This window comes from Vibrio spartinae (assembly GCF_024347135.1).
In the GTDB taxonomy this organism is placed as follows: domain Bacteria; phylum Pseudomonadota; class Gammaproteobacteria; order Enterobacterales; family Vibrionaceae; genus Vibrio; species Vibrio spartinae.
The window spans coordinates 1817071-1833284 of the sequence record NZ_AP024907.1; the positions used below are offsets into that span (position 1 = coordinate 1817071).

Consider the following 16214-nt stretch of genomic DNA (forward strand, 5'->3'; position numbering starts at 1 on the left):
TAACGAGGTGAACCATGACAAGCAAGAAAAAACTTATTATCCATTCTCCTGAATTTAAAGCAGAAGCCCTGAATCTAGCAGAGAAAGTGGGAGTTGCTGTGGCAGCTAGACTGCTCGGGTTACACGAATCCCAGATCTACGGTTGGCGTAAGGCAGTCAAGAAAGACACCAATACCAGTCAGCGAGAAAAAGATTGAAGTCGCCAAGCTCAAAAGGCAATTGGCTGAGCAAGCTGAGGAGCTAGATATAGTAAAAACAGCCACCTACTTCGCGAAAAATCTAAAGTAGATTGCTACGAATTTATGCTCGAACACCTGCTGTGCTTCAATGTTGTCCGTATGGCTAAGGTGTTTGGGGTTTCTCGAAGTGGTTTTTATTACTGGATTAAGCTCCGCCACAAGGCCATCCAGCGCGAAGCTAATCAGCAAGAGCTAGCTGAGAACGGTAATAGCCATAATGTCAAAACCATTGCCGCCAGTATGAGGCGTCAGGATTTGACTCCGAAAGCCGCACGCAAGTTTAAATGTACAACGGACAGCAAGCATAAAATGCCTGTCGCTCCAAACCTGTTGGCTCAGGACTTTCTTTTGAGCCTAGTTTCCTACTGAAAATGCTTGAGCGAGAACACTGTTCTCGCTCAAGCCTCCACAGAAAGTTTGTTTGCTATCTAATTAGTTATCGAACTGCAAACTTGGCAAGGCACAGGTGTTCAGATTAGTATTGGAAGAAGACAGAGAATTTGGTGGCCCCTCGCAGACTTGAACTGGGGACCCATCGATTATGAGCCGCTTGGTGTGGTTTTTTGCTCCGCCTGTCGGCAGATTCGTTTCACCATGCCTTTAAAAATAAATAAGTGCGCCGGCATCATTACGAACCAATAGAGCAGGCCATAGAATCCTTGTGGATGCCACCATGCGCGGATGTCTAAGGTGCGGTGGGTGCCGTCATCGGTGATGGAACATTCCAGCCGGCCCAGTCCCGGCGCTTTCATGCCAAATAGCAGGGAGAGAAACTGACCCGGCTCGCAACGAATCACTTTCCATGAATCGATATAATCACCGACCTTCAGGTGATCGCCTTGCGGCTTTCTTCTGACGGGTTTGCCGCCGCCGAAAAAGAAGTCTAGCCATTCCCGTGTTCGCCATAAACTGTCGGCGAAAAAGTACCCCTCTGGTCGTTGTCCAATCCGTTCAATCACAGCCCAGAGTTGTTCGGTTGTCGCGGTGGTCTGACATGTTGCGCCAGCCTGTTTGGGATAATAGCCATAACCGTGTTGCCAACGATTGAGTGCGTGTGGGTCGAATCCCCAGACCTGACTCCGTACAAACCGTCCTTCATGGGCAATTGTCTGTTGTACAGCGTCGCTGTAGCTGAGTAACTTTTGTGGGTAAAGCTGGGTGATTGCACGGTTATCAGCCACATAGTCATGGGTTAGGCCAGCCAGCAGCGCTTTGCCAATACTACTTGGCACCGAGGTAATCATTCCGAGCCAGTAGGAAGCGATTTGGGGTGTCAGTAAGCGTGTTGACCAGAGACGGAAAGGCTGGTTGGCCATCTGGCAAATTGTTTTGAATTGCTCGCGGTAACTGAGCACCTCCGGGCCGCCAATCTCAAATAATTGATGTCCGGTAGGAGAGGATTCTGCAAAGCGTAGTAAATAATAATTGAGATTTTCCAGTGCGATAGGATTGGCTTTTGAATCAACCCATTTGGGCGTAATCAAGATCGGTAAGTTGTAGACAAAATCACGCATAATTTCAAAAGCAGCGGAGCCCGGACCAATCACAACGCCTGCCCGAAGTTCAGTGATCGGGATTGAAAGCTGGCGCAGACATTCTCCGGTCATTTTTCTGGCTTTGAGGTGTTCAGAGTGGCCTGAATCCGGCTGAATGGCACTGAGATAAATTATATGTTCAATGTCACTGTGTTCTGCCGCCTGTCGGAAATTTTCTGCCAGTTGTAATTCGTAGTCAAAAAAGTCCCCGCCGTAGGCCATGCCATGCACGAGAAAGTAGACCAGTTCAAAGTGAGGGATTAATGCTTGTGTCGCAGTGGCATCGGCTAAATCAAGATATGCGAGCTGGAGGTTAGGGTGAGGCGCCAGACGTGCTTTTAATGACTCAACATGGCGCGTTGCGGCTGTGACGGTGTAACCTTGTGCCAGCAGGTGGGGGACAAGTTGTGAACCGATGTAACCGGATGCGCCGAGGACGAGTACATTTTTCATAAATAATCCATAAGTCGTGGGTTATGCCGATACGGTGATTCAGTCTACTGATATGAATAACGATTAGCATACAGAATACCTTTTAGGGTGTCACTGGCCCGTGTTATACTCACACGGTTTTTCAGTCTTTCAGTACCTATATTCAGTACCTATATTTTCCTGAGTCATGACGGGCTCAGATGTATCGTCCTGTCACGGAGTCATAAGCTTTTGTCTAAGATTATCACAATTTTTTCCTCGATCAGGGGCAGTTTTGTACGTCAGTTGATTGCGATTGCTATCCCGATTGCGGTGCAGAATATTTTGTTCTCTAGTCGGGGGCTGGTCGATGTCATCATGCTGGGGCAGCTCGGTGAGGCAGAAATTGCCGCAGTGGGTGTCGCTGCCAGAGCGACATTTGTCTCAACCATCATGCTGGTTGGCGTGACAACCGGCGGGGCGCTGCTTACCGCTCAATATTGGGGCGCTGCGAATCGGCAGGGCGTTCGGGAAAGCACCGCATTGACCTGTTTAGTGTCGATGTTTTTTGCCACTCTCACCGTATTACTGTTTATGTTTTGTTCCGAATCGGTGATGTCGTTGGCGACAGATTCGCCCGATGTGATTCGTTTGGGGAGCGAATATCTCCGGATCACGTCGGTTAGTATGTATGCAGTGGCGCTGGTCAGCAGTATGGCGGTCGGCTTGCGTGCGATGCATAAACCCGCAGTAAGCACCTTTTTCAGTGCGATCGGGATTGGTGCGAATGTGGTGTTGAACTGGGTCTTGATTTTCGGTCATTTCGGCTTACCCGCGATGGGGATAGCGGGCGCTGCAATTGCAACCGTGCTCAGTGGCGTGATCGAAATTGTGACTTTGTATGGTTACCTTTACCGAAAACAGCATTTATTGGCGTTTGGGTGGCATGACGTGGTCGCTGCGGTTAATTTGCGGAAGATGAAGCGCTTTTTGCAGCTCTCATTGCCGACGACATTTAACTTCTTGATCTGGTCTGGCGGCTTGTTTGCTTATCATGCCATTATGGGATTGAGTGGGGTGCAAGGGCTGGCTGCGCTATCGGTGATGACACCGGTTGAATCGATTTCGCTCAGTTTTATGATCGGCATTTCCAGTGCCGCATCGGTGCTGGTCGGTAATCAATTGGGCGCGAAAGAATATGAGAAAACCTATGATCAGGCCATTGCATTGACGATGCTGTGTGTCTTTGCCAGTATTGTCATCGCTATCTTGTTGTATTTGTTGCAAACCCCTGTGCTCAATGCGTTTTCTGCTTTAACGCCGGAAACTCGCGCGTTGGCTGAAAAGTTTATCGCAATTCTGAGTATCGGCATTGTGTTACGTTCTTTTCCGATGTCTGCAATTGTTGGTGTGTTGCGTGCCGGCGGTGATGTGAAATTCTGTTTATATCAGGATATCTGTGCACAGTGGGTGATTGGCATTCCGGTCACAGCCATCGTGGCGGTCATGCTTCATGCGCCACCTGAATGGGTTTATCTGTCATTCCTGACGGAGGAATGCGTCAAATGGATTGGCTCAATTCTCCGGATACGGAGTAAGAAATGGATGAGAAATCTGATAGACACAGATGTGTGATTAACACCGCAAAATACTTTCTCCATTATGGTTTTTAGTGTAGATTCACACACCGAGATGTGTGAGAGTGGATCCAAAGATGTTAGAACTGACAGACCTGTGTAAAGGCTATTTAGATGGGGAGGAATTTCACCCTATTTTACAAGGCGCAGAGCTGAAACTGACATCGGGTGAGCAGGTCGCATTGATGGGAGAGAGCGGCTCTGGTAAGAGTACACTTTTGAACCTGATTGCAGGGATTGATAAAGTCGACTCTGGAGACATTTGGTTTCCTAATTTCCCGATGCATAGCGCTTCAGAACACCACCGTGCGGCTTATCGACGCCATCATATCGGTCACGTTTTCCAACAGTTTAATTTACTTCCGACGCTGAATATTGCCGATAATATTCGTTTTTGTCGTCAATTACGCCGACTACCCGAAGATCAAGGCTTGTGGCGTCAGATTTTATCCGCCCTTGATTTAATGCCTCTGCTCGGGCGTTATCCGGAAGAAGTGTCCGGTGGTCAGCAGCAACGTGCCGCGATTGCCAGAGCGCTATATATGGAACCGAAGCTGCTGTTGGCTGATGAGCCCACGGGAAGTTTGGATGAAAAAAATGCAGAAGCGGTACTCCGGCTACTGACATCTTTATCCCGTAGACTTGAATATACACTATTGCTTGTCACCCACAGTGAAAAAGTGGCGAGTCATATGGAACGGTGTGTTCGTCTACAGGGAGGGCAGTTACATGTTGTGTCCCGTAGTTAAAGGACTGATGGGTCATTATCGTCGGTCACCATTACAGATTTTACTGGTCTGGTTGGGGCTGACATTAGGCGTTTCTATTCTGATCGGTGTGACAGCGATTACAGAACATGCCCGTAAAAGTTATGCGCATGGCGAAAAGTTATTTGCGAATCCGCTGCCGTATCACATCCGTCCCCGTTCCCTCGAAAATCAGATTCCATATCAAGTTTATCAACATCTCCAGCAGACCGGTTTTCACCAGTGTGTGCCTTTCAGCCGTTTTAAAACCGAAACGCAGCACGGTGAGACGATCACCGTGATTGGGATCGACCCGGTCAGTATGGCGAATGTCATTCCTTCAAAGCAGTCACTCTGGCAACAACCACTGTTGCCGTTACTGATTGCACCAAATTCGGTGATCATCAGCCGCGAGTTTGCCAAGCATGAACAGCTAAAAAATGGTGACTGGATTACACTATCATCCGGAGGGCATATCGGCCCGGTGATTGTCGATCAACATGATTGGGTTTATGGGCGCCGTGTGATGACCAACCTGGCGCTGGTCCGTGCTTTGACGGGGGCGAATTTTCTATCGGTGATAGCCTGCCGGGAGATGCCGAATGAGACGTTACAGCGATTAAAGCAGGTACTGCCACCGACGTTGTCGATTAATCGGCAGTATCGTTCTGATATCGGGTCGCTGACTAAGGCTTTTTTGTTGAACTTAGATGTCATTGGTGTGCTGGCTTTTTTAGTCGGACTTTTTATTTTCTACCAAGCGATATCACTTTCTTTTATTCAGCGCCAATCGCTGGTGGGCATCATGCGTCAGGCGGGTGTCTCGGGCCTCGAACTGACGAAAGCATTGATGATCGAGCTCATCCTATTGATTCTGATCTCTTGGGTTTCTGGTAACTTTTTGGGATTACTGTTGGCGGATCGTTTGATTCCGTCCGTATATTCAACGGTGATGAGCGAACCGGACAGCTTCTTCATCGACTGGAACTGGCATTGGGGGCTATACAGTTTCGTCATGGCAACGCTCGGTGCTTTGGCTGCATGCCTGTGGCCATTGATTCGGCTATTGAAATCACCTTCCATCCGTTTAACTGCAAAAGTCTCTTTGGTGCGTTTCGCTGGCGTTGAGTTTGCCTGTCAGGCAATTGCTGCCGTGTTATTATTCGGAACCGCAGTCCTGATTTATCTGTTTGTGCAACAGGCGTGGATTGGCTTTGTCGTACCGGCACTGATTTTAATGAGTGTCGGGTTAATGACCCCATTTCTGTTCTGGAAAGTTTGTGACTGGCTTTCTTATCGTCTCAAAGATGTCAAACGACGCTGGTTTTTTGCTGACGCTGCCGCAAGTATGGGATATCGCGGTATTGCGACCATGGCGTTCTTAATTGCGCTGACTGCCAATATCGGTATTGAGACTTTAGTCGGGAGTTTCCGGGGTACGATGGAACACTGGCTCAATGAAAAATTGGCCGCTGATTTGTATATCTACGCTTCACCATCGTCTCAGGCAGATATGACTCGCTGGCTACGGCAGCAGGATGAGGTCGACTTTGTCTGGAAACGTTGGGAGCGTGATATTCCGTCAGAACAAGGTCTTATCCAAGTGGTGAGTACCGGTGTGACGGATATTGAGTTGGGAGCCACGACCATGAAAGTTGCCGTACCGAATTTCTGGGAGTACCTGCATCGAAGCAAGAGTGTATTGATTAGTGAGTCGATGGCGTTGAAACTGAATATTCAACCCGGAGAGCAAATCTCACTGCCACCCCCGCTGGGAAAAGGCTGGTATGTCGCTGGTATCTATTATGACTATGGTAATCCTTTCTATCAGGTTCTTATTTCGGAATTTGCCTGGCATAAAATCTTTGCTACGCACGGGGATATTATCCTTAATATCTTGACGAAAACGTCGGATCTTGAGGCCGAAAGTCGTCTCAAGCAGCGATTACTGAATACTTTTTATCTGGATAGTGAGCGGGTCTTTAATCACCGGACCGTTCATCAAGCCGTCATGCGTACGTTTGACCGCACTTTTTCTATTGCAGATAAACTCAGTAAAATTACCTTGCTGATTGCTGTGATCGGGATTTTCTTCGCCACTTTCTCCGGCGAGTTGGCAAGACGCAAACATCTGACACTGATGCGTTATCTTGGTGTATCCGGTAAAGAGCTGGTCATGATTGGGAGTTTACAACTGTCGACTTTCGGTATCATTTCTCTGTTGATTGCCATTCCACTCGGTATTAGCTTGTCCATCTTGGTGATGGACTTGGTCATTCGGCAGACATTTGGTTGGTCTGTACAACTTCATTTCACGTATTTCGGTTATTTATCCACGGCACTGTGGTCGATTGCAGCACTGGTTATTGCCGGGGCAATTCCAGTGGTTAAATTAACGTTGCGTTCTCCGATTCAATCTTTCAGAGATTCTCTATAATCTTTAAATAGTCATATTTTCTCGGTTTTTTCATTCGTTTTTTCCGAAGTGAACTATCATTAGAATCGATTTTTATATATTCCAATTGATTGTTAAAATCGTGATATGTATGTTTCAAAAAATAGTTTGAATCAGGAGCCTTCGAATGACGCAAATGATCCGGAAATTCTTCAGCATGGAATCAAGCAGTGGGGTGATGCTGATATTCGCCTCTATTTTAGCAATGTGGGTTGCTAACTCGTCACTACAAGGATTATATGAGGAAGTTTTACATATAAAATTAGTCGGTTTATCACTGCGTCACTGGATAAACGATGGATTAATGGCGGTATTCTTTCTGCTCATTGGACTGGAAGTTAAACGAGAGCTGTTTATTGGTGCTCTGAATAAGAAAGAAACGGCGATGTTTCCTGCGATTGGGGCCGTTGGGGGCATGCTTGCTCCTGCTTTAATTTACGCATTTTTCAATCAAGGTGATGCGTTGGCGATTCAAGGCTGGGCGATTCCCGCCGCGACGGATATTGCATTTGCTTTAGGGATTATGGCGTTATTGGGGAACCGGGTGCCAGCCAGTTTAAAAGTGTTCCTATTGGCGCTGGCGATAATTGATGATTTAGGCGTCATTGTGATTATTGCGCTGTTTTATAATAGTGATTTGTCAACTCTGGCGCTATCTGTGGGTTTGGCAATGACGGCGCTTCTGGCCTTTATGAGCTATAAACGTGTTACCCATCTGACACCTTATCTGATCATTGGTGCAATTCTCTGGGTTGCGGTGTTGAAATCAGGTGTCCATGCGACTCTGGCTGGTGTTGTGCTTGGTTTCTCGATTCCGCTGAAAGGAAAAGATGCGCATTCCTCCCCGTTAAAGCAACTGGAGCACTGGCTACATCCCTATGTGTCCTTCATTATTTTACCTATCTTTGCGTTTGCCAATGCAGGGATTCCGATGGATGCGATTTCTAGCGAGGTATTGACTAGTCCTGTGCCATTGGGCGTTGCGTTAGGACTCTTGCTTGGTAAACCGCTCGGGGTGTTTAGTTTCTGCTATGCTGCGCTGAAATTGGGGGTTGCAAAACTGCCGCGCGGGGTACAGATCAAACAGATATTTGCAGTGTCTGTGCTGTGTGGTATCGGTTTTACTATGTCGATCTTTATCTCTTCGCTGGCGTTCGGTGAAATTGCGGAAGCACTCGATACTTACGCAAGGTTAGGGATTTTACTCGGGTCAACGGTTGCAGCAATACTCGGATATATTTTATTGAGTCTTGCTTTGCCCGCGAAGAACACAGAAAAAGTCACCGTTTCGGATGAACTTTAAACCAATAATTATCGTGAAAGACGGGGCTTTGCCCTCGTCTTTTTTTGGGAAATTGTTCAGAAAAATAATTGCAAGTTGTGTCCGTTGTATGTTAGATTTCGCGACAATCTCGGAGTGAATCACACTTTCTGGGGGATACGCGTAGTGAACATTCAGGCTGATTGTGTCATTACGTAGGGTAGGTATCAGCAAATCCTTTTGTTGATAGACGGGATACTCTAGTCGTGGGAGCGGCATCAAAATGGGAAACCCAACATTGAAACCATATATTTTATCTTCATTAATCAGCTTTGTTCTTCCTCAATGCCCTGTCCAGCAGGACAGTAGTATTACTGAACCTTGATACCCAGCAATCGCTGATTTTCCACTTTATTTATTGTGTCTCTAAACACGTCTGTCGTATATATCCGATTGTCCAGATGATGTAAGAGGCCGGTTGCTATTACCCATCCTTATCATTGATATTTTTATTCCTTAAAGATGGGCGTTTTTCCTGAGGGGGCGCAGATGAGTACTGCCTTTGAAGTCAATCAAAATATTTCACCAGTTTTTTCATCACAATTACCTGACGTAAAAGGCGTTTATGATTTAACACCGGATCAGGTACTCTTAGATCAAGAGAAATACGAGTCTGAAGTTCGTTCGTATCCCCGGCGTTTGCCCATTGCTATCAAACAAGCTTATGGCCTTCTGGTTGAAGATACGCGCGGTCAGATTTTTCTTGACTGTCTTGCCGGTGCCGGGACTTTGGTGCTTGGATATAATCATCCGGAAATCAATCAGGCATTAAAAGAGCAGTTAGATACAGGACTGCCTTATCAAACGCTGGATATGACTACACCAGCGAAAGATCATTTTATTAAGCAGGTTCGCTCATTTCTCCCTCAAGAGCTTAGCTCGAACTGTGCGATTCAGTTCTGTGGACCTTCCGGTGCCGATGCCGTAGAAGCCGCTATCAAGCTCGCCAAACAAACGACGGGTCGCAATACGATGTTTGCCTTCCGTGGTGCATACCATGGTATGACCAACGGGACGATGGGCATGATGGGGAATTTGAATACCAAAGCCCGTCGGACCGGTTTGATGTCTGATGTCCATTTTATGCCGTTTCCTTATCACATTCGCTGTCCGTTTGGTCTTGGCGGAGAAGAGGGCGCGCGCGCCAGTATTCGTTACATTGAACGGCTATTGGGCGATGATGAAGCTGGGATCATGAAGCCGGCAGGGATCATTGTCGAACCGGTTCAAGGGGAAGGGGGGGTTGTTCCTGCGCCTGCATTCTGGCTTCGTGAACTCCGTCGTATTTGTGATGAACACGGTATCTTACTGATTTTTGATGAAGTGCAGTGTGGTGTCGGCAAAACTGGCTACAACTTTGCGTTTGAAGAAGCGGGTATTATTCCGGATATTCTTTGTCTGTCCAAAGCGATTGGCGGTGGATTGCCAATGTCGCTGCTCGTCTTCAAAAAAGAAGTCGATACATGGCGTGCCGGTGAGCATACCGGTACATTCCGTGGTAACCAGTTAGCAATGGTCTCCGGTGCGAAAGCGCTGGAAATCATTCAGCGTGATAACTTAGTCGAGCATGCCAATATTGCTGGCCAATATCTGCGGATGGGGCTGGAGAAAATTCAAAGCCGTGTGAACTGTATTGCAGACGTTCGTGGTAAAGGGTTGATGCTGGGCGTTGAGATTAAGGATCCGCAAGGCGGCCTGAATAAATTTGGTGAACCGCAAGCCGATGGGGAACTGACACTCAGAATCCAACGCGCGGCTTTAGAAAGAGGCCTGATGGTTGAAAAAGGCGGCCGTGAAGGCGCTGTGATTCGTTTCCTGCCACCGATTATTATTTCTTACGAACAAATTGATTTTGCACTGCGTGTATTAGAAGAAGCCATCTTAGTTGCCGGTGGCGGCGAGAAGTTACCTGAAGCATCTCATCAGGCTGAATGGAAGAAGCATTTTATTCAGACCGGAGCTCAGGGGAGTGAGCAATTTGCCAAAGTCATGAATCACACCACCGCGGCAATGAAATCGATTTTTGAAGCCGTTCAGGCACCTTATTGCGGTATGGATCCTGCGCAGTTGGAGCAAACCATTTATGCCGTCGATTTAGATCATAAAAATGCGCTGCTGACCGATGTGATTTCTGATACAGCAAAACGAGTTGGTGCCAACTCAATCATGGTTCAGCATCCGAACTGTATTGCACATTTACATACTCCACCGTTGTTAGCTTCTGTTGCGGCAGAGTCGATGATCGGCGCATTAAATCAGTCGATGGACTCGTGGGATCAGTCATCCGCGGCAACCTATGTTGAACAGTGTGTGATTGATTGGTTGTGTACCAAGTTCCGGTTAGGCGATTCACCTGATGGTGTCTTTACCAGTGGTGGGACGCAAAGTAATCAAATGGGCTTGCAATTGGCGCGCGATTGGATTGCTGACAAGTTAAGCGGTCACTCGATTCAGAAACTTGGTTTGCCTGACTATGCCGATAAATTACGGATTGTCTGCTCTGGTAATGCACACTTCACAGTGCAAAAGGCAGCCTCTTGGATGGGATTGGGTGAGAAAGCAGTATTAACGGTGGATTCTTTGCCAAATGGGACAATGGATGTCTCTAAACTTGCAGATGTCATTGAGCAAGCGAAGGCTGAAGGTTTGATTCCGTTTGCAGTGGTTGGTACCGCCGGAACCACCGATCACGGCGCCATTGACGATTTAAACATGATTGCAGACGTCGCGGAGCAACATGACTTATGGATGCATGTTGATAGTGCCTATGGCGGTGCGTTGATCCTGAGTCGTCATGCGGCACGTTTAAATGGTATTGAACGAGCTCGTTCAATTACCGTCGATTTTCATAAATTATTCTATCAAACAATCAGTTGTGGTGCATTTCTGGTCAACAACAAAGCGGATTTGAAATATCTGTTGCACCATGCTGACTATTTGAATCGGGAACATGACACATTGCCGAATTTGGTTGATAAATCACTGGCAACGACCCGACGTTTTGATGCGTTAAAAGTCTATATGACAATGCAAAGTGTCGGACCGATTGCTCTGGGAGAAATGTTCGATCATTTAATCCAGCAGACACAGCAGGTCGCGCAGTTAATTGATGATGCTCCGGGATATGAATTGTTATCTCAGCCATCATTATCTACGGTTTTATACCGTGTTGTGCATCCCGCAGCCACTGATCTCGATGCATTGAATCAGCAGGTGCGTTTTGAAGCATTAACTCGCGGGATTGCTGTACTCGGTGAAACGGTGGTGAACGGTCAAACAGCTTTGAAATTGACCATTTTGAATCCATGTTTAGACATCAACGATTTCGAATCGTTAATGGAGAAGATTACACAGCTAACTCATGAATTAGTCGGATAATTAAGGTAATAGGACTATGTCAATTTTACAAATTGGAGCAGGAGGTGTTGGTTGGGTTGTTGCGCATAAGGCAGCTCAGAACAACGATATTTTAGGTGATATTACGATTGCATCTCGGACAATCGCAAAGTGCGAAAAGATTATTGAATCTGTACGTCGTAAAGGCAACCTGAAAAACGCCCAAAAGAAGTTAGAAGCTCGTGAAGTTAACGCAGACGATATTGACGCTTTAGTGGCGTTGATTCACGAGGTTCAGCCTGATTTAGTGATCAATGTTGGCCCTCCGTGGGTCAACATCCATATTATGGAAGCCTGTTATCGGGCGAAAGTGTCCTACTTGGATACGTCTGTTGCTGTTGATCTCTGTTCTGAAGGTCAACAGGTGCCTGAAGCCTACGATTGGCAATGGGAATATCGTGACAAGTTCAAAGAAGCCGGTATCACGGGGATTCTCGGCGCTGGTTTTGATCCGGGTGTGGTCAGTGTATTTGCAGCTTATGCTGTCAAACATCTTTTCGATGACATTGATAGTATTGACGTCATGGATGTCAATGCGGGCGATCACGGCAAGACATTTGCGACGAATTTTGATCCTGAAACGAATATGTTAGAAATTCAGGGCGATTCATTTTACTGGGATGACAACGAATGGAAACAGGTCGGTTGTCATACACGAATGCATGAATTTGATTTTCCGGTGGTTGGTAAACATAAAGTTTACTCAATGGCGCACGATGAAGTGCGTTCCATGAAAGAATTCATTCCGGCAAAACGAATCGAGTTTTGGATGGGATTTGGTGATCGTTATCTGAATTACTTTAATGTGATGCGAGATATCGGTTTATTAAGCCCTGATCTGTTGACCTTACCCGATGGCCGCGAAGTTCAGCCTCTGCATGTCCTCAAAGCTTTATTACCGGATCCGACTTCTTTGGCACCGGGGTATACGGGAAAAACCTGTATCGGGACTTGGGTCCAAGGGCAAAAAGACGGGAAAGCGCGTAGTGTTTTCTTATATAACATCGCAGACCATGAAATCGCTTATCATGATGTTGAGCATCAGGCGATTTCTTATACGACGGGTGTGCCTGCTATTACAGCAGCAATTCAGTTCTTCCGTCAGCAGTGGGCTGCGCCCGGTGTTTTCAATATGGAACAGTTGGATCCGGATCCGTTCCTCGAGACCATGCCAAGTATTGGTTTGGATTGGGATATGCAGGAACTCGACGTAGCTCAGCCGGACATCCAAATTCTGAAATAATTGAGATGTCGTTCGTCGAACTGACAATAATGACACATATTAAGCGGCCGTAGCAGTGATGCTATGGCTGTTTTTTAACCTATCCCCGTACTGGATGTAGTTCTCAATGAATACTGAGTGGCGTTATGGATGCTGCTGAGAGATCAACGTCACATGCGTACAGGGTAAACATGATCAATCGGTAAATGAATCATGCAAAAAAGTGAATTTAAAACCCCTTATTTTATGATTGATGAATCTAAATTGATTCGCAATCTTGAAATCGCCAAACAACTTAAAGCTATTTCCGGTGTGAAATTAGTGCTTGCTCTCAAGTGTTTTTCCACATGGGGCGTGTTTGATATTATCAAACCATATCTGGATGGCACAACCAGCTCAGGTCCTTACGAAGTCAAGCTGGGTTATGAGACATTTGGTGGTGAGACTCATGCTTATAGCGTTGGCTATAGTGAAGATGATGTCAAAGCGGTCGCAGATATCTGCGATAAAATGATTTTTAACTCACAGTCACAATTAGCGGCACATCGACATTTGGTTGAAGGAAAAGCATCGTTGGGGTTGCGTTTGAATCCCGGAGTGAGTTACGCGGGTCAAGATTTAGCGAATCCGGCTCGCCAGTTCTCTCGGTTAGGCGTGCAGGCCGATCATCTTGATCCGAGTGTGTTTGAGTCTATCGATGGTGTGATGTTCCACATGAACTGTGAGAATAAAGATGTTGATGCATTCATCCGTCTTTTAGATGCGATTTCAACACAGTTCGGCGCTCATCTGGATCAACTCGATTGGGTCAGCCTTGGTGGCGGCGTATTCTTTACCTGGCCGGGATATGATGTTGAAAAACTCGGGATGGCTTTAAAAGCATTTGCTGAGAAACACAATGTCCAGTTGTATCTTGAACCGGGAGAAGCGATTATCACTGGCACAACTGATCTGGTGGTGTCTGTAGTTGATATTGTTGAGAATGAGATGAAAACCGCGATTGTTGACTCTGCAACAGAAGCGCATCGCTTGGATACCTTGATCTACAATGAGCCCGCTTCAGTGTACGAGAGCAGTCAGAATGGCGATCATGAATATGTGATTGGGTCTTGTTCATGTTTGGCCGGCGACCAATTTTGTATCGCAAAATTTGCTCAACCGCTTGAGATTGGCCAAAAACTCCATTTAATGGATAGTGCAGGGTATACCATGGTGAAACTCAACTGGTTTAATGGGTTAAAAATGCCTTCAGTCTACTGTCAACGTCTCAATGGGGAAGTCCAAAAACTCAATGAGTTTGACTACGCTGATTTTAAACGTTCACTCTCTCTGTGGTCGGTGCAATAAGTCAGAAGAACAATGATTCGATGACATAAAAAGATCCCCCAACGATGACATATCAATCATTGGGGGATTTGTTGTTTTATTGCCTGTTGAATGGTATTTCGAAAGGACTACAGTTTGAACATCATCAGTTTGTCATCCAATTGTTGAGACATACTGGCTAAACGTTCACTTTCTTTGGCAAGCGTCGTTGCTGATTCTGACATTTCCTGAGCAGAATCATTGATACCAGAAATGTTGCGATTCATCTCTTCGGCAACGGCACTTTGTTCTTCGGCAGCCGTAGCAATTTGCGCAGACTTATCAGTGATATGCTGAATATGAGTGACAATTAATTTTAAGTCGCTCCCGGAACCTTCCGCACGCTGAACACTGTTGTAAGCCAGCTCTTGGCTCTTTTTCATGGCATCAGCGGTACTGACAGCCAACTGTTGCAGCCGATTAATGGTGCTCTGAATCTCTTCTGTGGATTGATTGGTCCGACTGGCCAGATTACGGACTTCATCAGCAACGACCGCGAATCCACGTCCTTGTTCTCCGGCTCGGGCTGCTTCTATTGCGGCATTTAGCGCCAGTAGGTTGGTTTGTTCGGAAATACCGCTAATCACAGAAGTCACTTCACTGATTTCCATGACGCCTTCTTTGAGTTTATTGACCCGATCAGAAGCGACTTCCAGCTCTTGAGAGAGGGACTTGATGCTTTCAACACTCGATGAGACATCCTGATCGCCAAGTCCGGCTTCTTGACTTGCTTCTGCTGTGTCCTTGGCGGTTGATTCTGCGTGGTTGGCAACATCTGCGACGGTTGCACTCATCTCATTCATTGCTGTTGCAATTTGGGTGAGTTGATCTTTCTGGGAACTAACCGCTTGACTGGTATCCTCTGCGGACGAGGCAATTCGATTGGCTGCTTCAGACAGTTGTTTGGCTGATTTGACTGATTCATATAAGGCGGTTCGTATAGAACTGATACTCTCATTAATACGTTGGGCAAGAACACCGATCTCATCCTTGCCGTTAATGGGAATTTCAACGGTCATATCGCCATTAACAATATGATACATTGTATCTTTAATCTGCTCCAACGGTACAATAATTGCTCGGGAGATGACGACTCCGAGTAAAATCATACCTGCCACAATAAGGAGTGTTGATAATCCCATTTTGATTAATAATGAATTCATTTCATGATCAATATCAGAAACGAGCATTCCTGAGCCGATAATCCAACCCCAAGGCCTATAACTATTGATATAGGAAAGTTTATCAACTACTTTGCCATTTCTATCTTGGAAGCGGTAAAGTACCATATCACCGCCTTGCTTCTGACCGGCTTTGACAAATTCAAACCAGCGTTTATCTTCAGGGTTATTGGCCTTTCCCATCTGTTTACCATCTAACTCTGGTTTTATCGGATGGACAATAATATACCGTGATTTATTTAACGTGAATAAATAATTACCTCCGTCAAAGCGAGTCGTGTTCAGTAATAATTTTGCCTGTTTTTGTGCTTCTGCTTTGGGAAGTGTTTGATCAAGGTAAGCTATTTGAGAAATGACGGATTCGATGACAGCCGAAAGACGTTGTTTTTTTTCATTGAGTAAGTTCCTTTCTAATGTTTGATTGGCAATCACGAGTAATATAACAAAACCGAAAATAGCGACTAACACCAGACAGGCTAGTTTTCGGCTGACTTTCATATTTTTTAGCATTGACATGACGTTTTACCTCGAAGCACCTACAAAAGATGCTTGTTTATTATTATTTCAACAATGTTATCCACTATTATATTTTATAATGGTCCATACAACTATCTCCGCAATAATAAGCGGTTATTTTGCTGATTAGATCATAGAAATATGTAATTGACAATATTATTTTTTGCGACTTAGTTGTCATTTTTGGAAT

9 protein-coding genes and 1 pseudogene are annotated in these 16214 nt (G+C 46.0%); 8 read left to right on the forward strand and 2 right to left on the reverse strand.

Annotated elements, in window-relative coordinates; genetic code table 11:
• Nucleotides 1-14 precede the first annotated feature (14 nt).
• Nucleotides 15-584, forward strand: a pseudogene (locus OCU60_RS08090) (transposase); the annotation flags it as partial.
• Nucleotides 585-778: 194 nt separating this feature from the next.
• Here the strand turns inward: OCU60_RS08090 and OCU60_RS08095 are convergent.
• Nucleotides 779-2227 carry a DUF2867 domain-containing protein gene (locus tag OCU60_RS08095; RefSeq protein ID WP_074372391.1) on the reverse strand — a complete coding sequence of 483 codons (1449 nt, stop codon included), beginning with the start codon at nt 2225-2227 and terminating at the stop codon, nt 779-781.
• Nucleotides 2228-2467: 240 nt separating this feature from the next.
• Between OCU60_RS08095 and OCU60_RS08100 the strand changes: the two genes are divergently transcribed.
• The 7 genes from OCU60_RS08100 (at nt 2468) to nspC (ending at nt 14309) form a co-directional block, all read left to right on the forward strand.
• A complete protein-coding gene (locus OCU60_RS08100; RefSeq protein WP_370738670.1) occupies nt 2468-3820 on the forward strand; it encodes an MATE family efflux transporter in 1353 nt (450 codons plus the stop codon).
• 79 nt (nt 3821-3899) lie between these two features.
• On the forward strand, nt 3900-4571 hold the full coding sequence (locus OCU60_RS08105; protein ID WP_021020390.1) for an ABC transporter ATP-binding protein: 672 nt from the start codon (nt 3900-3902) through the stop codon (nt 4569-4571).
• Nucleotides 4552-7005: an ABC transporter permease gene (locus OCU60_RS08110; RefSeq protein ID WP_074372393.1), complete on the forward strand. Its 2454-nt coding sequence runs from the start codon at nt 4552-4554 to the stop codon at nt 7003-7005. Before OCU60_RS08105 ends, OCU60_RS08110 begins: the two co-directional genes overlap by 20 nt.
• 145 nt (nt 7006-7150) lie before the next feature.
• Nucleotides 7151-8326: a Na+/H+ antiporter NhaA gene (gene nhaA, locus OCU60_RS08115; RefSeq protein ID WP_074372394.1), complete on the forward strand. Its 1176-nt coding sequence runs from the start codon at nt 7151-7153 to the stop codon at nt 8324-8326.
• Nucleotides 8327-8833: 507 nt separating this feature from the next.
• On the forward strand, nt 8834-11722 hold the full coding sequence (locus OCU60_RS08120; RefSeq protein WP_074372668.1) for a pyridoxal phosphate-dependent class III aminotransferase: 2889 nt from the start codon (nt 8834-8836) through the stop codon (nt 11720-11722).
• Between the two features lie 16 nt (nt 11723-11738).
• Nucleotides 11739-12983, forward strand: coding sequence for a carboxynorspermidine synthase (locus tag OCU60_RS08125; protein WP_074372396.1), 1245 nt, complete (start codon nt 11739-11741; stop codon nt 12981-12983).
• 192 nt (nt 12984-13175) lie between these two features.
• Nucleotides 13176-14309, forward strand: a complete 1134-nt coding sequence (gene nspC, locus OCU60_RS08130) for a carboxynorspermidine decarboxylase (protein ID WP_074372397.1) — start codon at nt 13176-13178, stop codon at nt 14307-14309.
• A gap of 107 nt (nt 14310-14416) precedes the next feature.
• Here the strand turns inward: nspC and OCU60_RS08135 are convergent, their stop codons facing one another.
• Nucleotides 14417-16024 (reverse strand): methyl-accepting chemotaxis protein, encoded by a 1608-nt coding sequence (locus OCU60_RS08135; protein WP_074372398.1) that lies wholly within the window; start codon nt 16022-16024, stop codon nt 14417-14419.
• Between the last annotated feature and the right edge of the window lie 190 nt (nt 16025-16214).

Coding starts and splice junctions, on each gene's coding strand:
- OCU60_RS08095 (WP_074372391.1), bottom strand. CDS start 2,227: ATGAAAAATGTACTCGTCCTCGGCGCATCCGGTTACATCGGTTCACAA.
- OCU60_RS08105 (WP_021020390.1), top strand. CDS start 3,900: ATGTTAGAACTGACAGACCTGTGTAAAGGCTATTTAGATGGGGAGGAA.
- OCU60_RS08110 (WP_074372393.1), top strand. CDS start 4,552: ATGTTGTGTCCCGTAGTTAAAGGACTGATGGGTCATTATCGTCGGTCA.
- nhaA (WP_074372394.1), top strand. CDS start 7,151: ATGACGCAAATGATCCGGAAATTCTTCAGCATGGAATCAAGCAGTGGG.
- OCU60_RS08120 (WP_074372668.1), top strand. CDS start 8,834: ATGAGTACTGCCTTTGAAGTCAATCAAAATATTTCACCAGTTTTTTCA.
- OCU60_RS08125 (WP_074372396.1), top strand. CDS start 11,739: ATGTCAATTTTACAAATTGGAGCAGGAGGTGTTGGTTGGGTTGTTGCG.
- nspC (WP_074372397.1), top strand. CDS start 13,176: ATGCAAAAAAGTGAATTTAAAACCCCTTATTTTATGATTGATGAATCT.
- OCU60_RS08135 (WP_074372398.1), bottom strand. CDS start 16,024: ATGTCAATGCTAAAAAATATGAAAGTCAGCCGAAAACTAGCCTGTCTG.